Below are 5684 nucleotides of genomic sequence, written 5' to 3'. Positions count from 1 at the left end.
GGCAATCCCGGGCTCAATCGCGATTTCGGCCTGGAACGCCACCATCGCGATGCGATCACCGGCCGCTCGCATGCGCCGCAGAACCACATGGTTCGGGCAATCGCAGCGAAAAATGCTCTCGCCCGCCTGGAGGCAGGGCGCATCTGAAATCTAAGATTCGAGCAACCGGCCGGCCCGCGCGGGCCGGGTAGCCAGATCAGGCATCAGACTCAGCCATATCTGGCCGAAACTGTTGTTGATACCCTGCGCTCCCGGCGCAAATTGCCGACCTTCTTGCTGGCAATGATCTGCGCCCCAGCGGCGACGAGATCGACCGAGACGGCGTCCTCGTGAATGATGCGCTGGAACTGGTACCAAAGATCGCGCCGCTTGACCTCGTCAGGCTCGACGGCAGCGGCCTCGAGAAGCCTGTCGACCTCGGGGTTGGCATAGTGACTGGCGTTGGAAAACACGAGGCCGATCTTGAAGTTCTTCGACCAGTAGGCGCGTTGCACCCCGAGCGTCGGATCGAACGTGTTGGAGAGCGATTCGATCACCAGGTCGAAGGCGCGATCCGTGTAAAGGGGCTTCAGGAAGGTCGCGAGGTCGAATCTGAGGATCTCCGCATCGATGCCGACTGCCAAAAGCGACTGCGGATGAAATCCGCATAGGAAGGCTGCAGCAAGGAATTATAGGCAAGGCCGGCGAAGCCGTGGAAAGATGACGAGCGTGAAAAATTGATCGCATTTCAGGGACATGCCCGCCGCCATAGGGACGCTGCTAGATGAAATCCGTTATTAGCGAGTTGGCATTGACCCAGGCGCCATGAGTCGCGGCATCAATTGGCCTCCGAGGACCGAAATAACAAGGATCTCGCCGTCGATTGTTCACCTAGCTGGAAGAGACAGCAGCCATTTGTCGATACAACCTGGGTGCGTTCTGGTCCTTTTGCTGCTGTGACTGTCGATCGGGAAATTGCGAGAATGATCACTGGAACGCACATGCTGGACGGCTTTCTACTCATCCCGAATTATTCCGCTTGCCGGCCGTATTGATTGGGCGCATGGTAGGTCTTCAGTAGCTGTGTCTCAGGGCGCTGCTGAGTGGAGGTCGATCGTTGCCTTCGCCCCAAATTGAAGGAGGACAGCATGTCTTCCAATCCCAACATCTCTGTGCGAACCTCTGAACTGGCTGTATTGCAAGGCGTCCTTGACGACGCAGGGTACGATTCCACCAGTAGCTTCGCAAATCCGAAAAATTACAACATTGCCGTCAAACTACTGTTCCACCTTTATCATGATGGAATGACCTCGCCGGCCGCCCTTTCCATCGAACTCAGCCGGCACTTTGGAAAAGCGCCACTGTCCTCGAAATCATCGGAGGAGTTCGAAAAAAATCGCAAGCGGGTTCAGGGGATCCGTTCAGTCGTTATGGTCGAGCCGCCTACCGGTGCTTGAACAGATAACTTACTTGAAGCAGGCTGTCGCGCCGCTCGCATCGACTTCTTTACCAGCAACGTCCGAGGCATCGCAGGTCGCTTCGGGCACGAGAACCTACTAAACACCTCGCTCTCTTGGAACAGGACTTGGGCTGAGCGAAATCACGTCTGCGTCGGTCAGGTTCGTGCTCGCGTGGTTGCTTGCCCAAGGGCCATTCATCGTTCCGATCCACGGCGCGACGAAGATAGGGCACATGATTGAGAACCTCGGCGCGCCATCCATTCATCTCAATCAATCCGGAGTCACTGAAACTGAGCTCGGCTGTCTTGGCAACCGTTTCACGGCGCCGGATTGCCCGACGCGGTCAGGTTTTTTTCGGATGCAGACGCCTCGCGGCTGCCGGTCGCGACCAATGAATTCAGCGTGCCCCAAGGCTTGTGATGGGCATTGGGCCGGGTGAAAGGCCCGACGGCAGGGACACCGACGTCGATCCGGGCGTGATCGCGGCAGAGTTCGTGAAGCCGCACAATGACACCGTGGCAACAAGTAGATTGTCTTTCAGGCGCATTCGTTACGAGATGACCGAGGTTGCCCCTCCACGCAGTTAGTTGGCCGCCGCGACCGAAGGCGCGGTGCCGACGACGCAGCCGTCGGGTCACCCGGCCTGACAATAGGCGAGGCTGACTGTCTCCGTCGGGAGTACTGTGCCGTATCGACAGCGATAGGAAAACAGGATGAACTACGGCGGGATGGCTGACAGCACAGCGGCTGCTGGGGTCACTTGCGGAAGGCGCTCTGCCCTCAGCCAGGTCTGCGCCTCGCTCCTTGATATCGGCAATAATCTCACGTTGTCAGGCAACGTGATGCTGTTTCTGAGCAACATGCCTGCGCACCCGCACTAGGTGGTGCTCGATCGTGGCTCTGCCCATCATGCGACCCTTGGCCGCCCTGGTCGTGAACTATTCCCTGAAGGCCCCTCTCACTCCTGCAGACGTCGACTGCTTCAATTCGACCGTTACGCGGTAACGTTTTTATTTGGCCATCCTCGCAACGGCCCAACTCTAAGCGCCGTTCGGTTCCTCCTCGACTTTCTTGCGGCTGCTACCCACGTCTTGACGGTCTTCCTCCGCGTCGGTCGAAACAGCTTACCTCCGGTCTTCCCCCCTCACTTGTGGTTCTGATCACCTGCGACACGGGCTCGGTTCTGTTTTCGGCTTCTGGACGTGGCTGTCACAGTGCTCGCTCGCGACATTTTCGGTCAGCCATCGTGAAAGAATCCGGCTGCTCCTCGTCGACATTTGTAGTGGCCTTTTGCTGGCGGTCTCTCTCCATGCGGTCACCTCCGCACATGATGCCCTAAGGCTGTCAAGGGCGGTACGTCACAACCATTGCCGAGGCCGCACTGCGCCCTAATTGCAAAGACTTGGCGAGAGCGATCGACACATCGATGTCTTCGGGCAACGCCAAGGTCACGGAGGCGGAATTGGAAAAAGACCTCGGCCCCCGACGCGTATATTCGACCTCGCCATCCTCTTCGCGCATGCCTGCCTTCGCGAGTGTACTCGCTGTTATTGCTATTCTGTATTTCGGCAAGGAAGTACTTCTACCTCTGGCAATCGCAGTCCTGTTGACGTTCGCCTTGGCCCCCATTTCCTCCCGTCTTCGAAAGCTTGGCCTGCCTCGTATTGCGGCGGTCATCATCACTGTCGTGCTCGCTTTTCTTGTCCTTGTCCTGTTCGGGCTTGTCGTAGCGGGACACATTGCCGAAGTTGTTCAGAACCTTCCGGCCTACCAGGGCAATATCATAGCGAAAATCCGGTCTCTCCAGGAAGGTGGAACGGATAGCGGCATTGTGCGGCGCCTGACGTCCGTCGTTGAAAGCGTCGGTCGTGAGCTCAGCAATGTGGAGGAGCGCCCAGTTGCTCCCGGTAGCGCATCCAGAACAAGGGAGCCTGTGCTCGTCGAGATATTCGCGCCGAGTAGACCAATTGAAACGCTTACTGGCCTGATTGGTCCTCTGCTTGGTCCTATCGCCTCATTGGGTTTGATCATCGTCGTGGTAATATTCATGCTGTTGGAACGGGAAGAGCTTCGCGATCGCTTTATCCGGCTCGTTGGCTATGGCGATCTGCATCGCACAACAGAAGCCATCCAGGAGGCGGGAAGCCGCGTCGCACAGTATCTTCTTATGCAGTTGGTGGTGAACTGCGCCTACGGCGTTCCATTGGCTTTTGGACTGTGGGCGGTTGGCATTCCAAATCCAGCGCTGTGGGGGATGCTGGCCATCGTCCTTCGATTTGTCCCCTATATCGGGCCTGTCATCGCTACAGTTCTGCCGCTGTTCCTTGCCTTTGCAGTAGACCCTGGCTGGAGCCTTGTTCTCTGGGTTGCGGCCATTTTCGTCGTGCTGGAATTGACCAGCAATAACGTCATCGAGCCCTGGCTCTATGGTTCTCGTACCGGCCTCTCTCCGCTAGCAATCATCGTCGCGGCGATTTTTTGGGCATGGCTGTGGGGACCAGTCGGTCTTGTGCTTTCCACGCCGCTGACCGTGTGTCTTGCAGTGTTGGGCCGGTATGTCCCGCAGTTCGAATTCCTTGAGGTCGTTTTTGGTAGTGACCCGGTGCTCGATCCCAAGGAGCGGCTGTACCAGCGGCTTCTTGCCGGCGATCCTGATGAGGCGACCGACTACGCTGAGGAATTCCTCGAGGAGGACTATCTGGAGGATTACTATGGCAAGGTTGCCATTCCAGCCCTCCTACTGGCGGAGAAAGATAGGCGTCGAGGCGTCTTGACCGCGGAGCAGATGGAACAGGTGTTTGGGACCGCCATCACACTGGTCTCGAACCTCGGGGAAATCGCGGAGGAAGAGGAAGACGAACAGAAGGAGACGGAAGCGGCAGGTCGGCCCAGCACCCCCCTTGAGGAACGGAATGGAGATGAAAGCGAACTACCTGATGGACGTGGCAAGACCGTCTTTTGCGTCGGAGGCAGGGGCTCGCTCGACGACGCGTCGGCTGCGATGCTTGCCCAGATTCTTCAGGTACAGGGAGCCGAGGTGGTCTCAGCGAGGCATTCTGACATCCCCAATCGTGCCATGAGCCTTGTTCCTAAACAATCGAACGCCATCGTAGTTTGCTTCCTAAACAAGGACTCGACAAGGCACGCCACCATACTTGTTCGTCGGTTCAAGCGCATGTACCCAGCCATTCGCGTCGGCGCGGTCCTCTGGGTGGAAAATCACGAGGAAGAGCAACCGCCCGCGCTTGAGCAGGCGGATTTCGTTGCCACAACCTTGACCTCGGCTGCGCGAGAGGCACTCGCCGACGCACCACCATCATTGGTGACGCCCGCGCGCAAGATTCGTACCAGGCGGTCCTCGAACAAGACAGGCATAACCGCCACGCCGTCCAGGATTTAGCGGCAAGTCTTGCCCGGATATGCCGGAACAGATGTGATGGAACGAGAAATTCTGGTTTACTACGTCGGCTCCAATGCGTCTCGGAGCGGCAGAACGAGAACGGAGAACGCCAGGAGCCGCTCTTCATGCGTCCGTTCCTTGATTGATCTGGAACCTTCAGCGGGAGCCGGAAATTTTCCCCTTATGATCCCTGAAGGGAAGAAGGGAGAATTCCATTTCCAAATGGCTTAATTTAACGAGAGAACGTCAATTGCCCGCGATCGTAGAGGCGCTTACGGGCTGGCGGCCGCAGGGGCATTGTCTGATGCAGTGCAGGCCGCTGATCGATGGCATTTGATGGAGAACGCCAGCCGTGCGTTCCTGGACGCCGTCCAAACCGATGCCGCAAATCCGCAAGACCCTCGGAGCAACGCGCGTCAATCCGAAGCTGCTAACGCGATCTCCGGCGCGAACAGACCAACGCGGCCATCATGACGCTGGCAAATGAGGGTGTCACGACCAAAGAAATTGTGCGCCATACCGGTCATAGCCGTGGCTTGGTTCGCCAGGCTCAGAGGGCAACGAAACGATGTCTTTCGATCCAGAGAAAGCTCGTTGGAGACCTATCTCGAATGGCTCGACGCGCAATGGACTACTGGCAAGCGGAACAGCACTGAGCTGTGGCGGCGTTTGAGAACTCAGGGCTTTTGTGGTTCGCGCCGGGGCGTTTGGCGCAACATGAGAGAAATGTACCAAATATGGGTCAGAGCCAATTTTGGACACGATGACGTAATTGCTCGCCTTCGTTCTTCGAATGACGCTCAATATTTGAGCCCCATCCTCGAAGGAGACTCGCATGAAACACT

At 57.4% G+C, this 5684-nt stretch carries 3 protein-coding genes and 1 pseudogene; 3 read left to right on the top strand and 1 reads right to left on the bottom strand.

Annotation, left to right across the window (positions count from 1 at the left end; translation table 11 throughout):
* Positions 1 to 150: 150 nt before the first annotated feature.
* Positions 151 to 679: pseudogene (locus tag FHX15_RS30700) on the bottom strand (hypothetical protein); the annotation flags it as partial.
* A 448-nt stretch (positions 680 to 1127) separates the two neighbouring features.
* On the opposite strand from FHX15_RS30700, the gene FHX15_RS30695 reads away from it, so the two are divergent.
* The 3 genes from FHX15_RS30695 to FHX15_RS30825 all read left to right on the top strand — a co-directional run.
* Positions 1128 to 1436, top strand: a complete 309-nt coding sequence (locus FHX15_RS30695; protein WP_184402085.1) for a hypothetical protein — start codon at positions 1128 to 1130, stop codon at positions 1434 to 1436.
* Between the two features lie 1429 nt (positions 1437 to 2865).
* Entirely contained in the window at positions 2866 to 4839 is a 1974-nt protein-coding gene (locus tag FHX15_RS30690) for an AI-2E family transporter (protein ID WP_184402084.1), read from the top strand.
* 594 nt (positions 4840 to 5433) lie between these two features.
* The coding region (locus tag FHX15_RS30825) for a hypothetical protein (protein ID WP_210290909.1) at positions 5434 to 5684 on the top strand (251 nt) is incomplete at its 3' end.

The sequence above is a fragment of the Rhizobium sp. BK650 genome, assembly GCF_014195325.1.
Lineage (GTDB): Bacteria > Pseudomonadota > Alphaproteobacteria > Rhizobiales > Rhizobiaceae > Rhizobium.
Note: the sequence above shows the minus strand (reverse complement) of the source record. Positions and strands in the feature narration are given on the sequence as shown.

Excerpts from the sequence above, each read along its gene's own strand:
- FHX15_RS30695 (WP_184402085.1), top strand. The coding sequence starts at position 1,128 with ATGTCTTCCAATCCCAACATCTCTGTGCGAACCTCTGAACTGGCTGTA.
- FHX15_RS30690 (WP_184402084.1), top strand. The coding sequence starts at position 2,866 with ATGTCTTCGGGCAACGCCAAGGTCACGGAGGCGGAATTGGAAAAAGAC.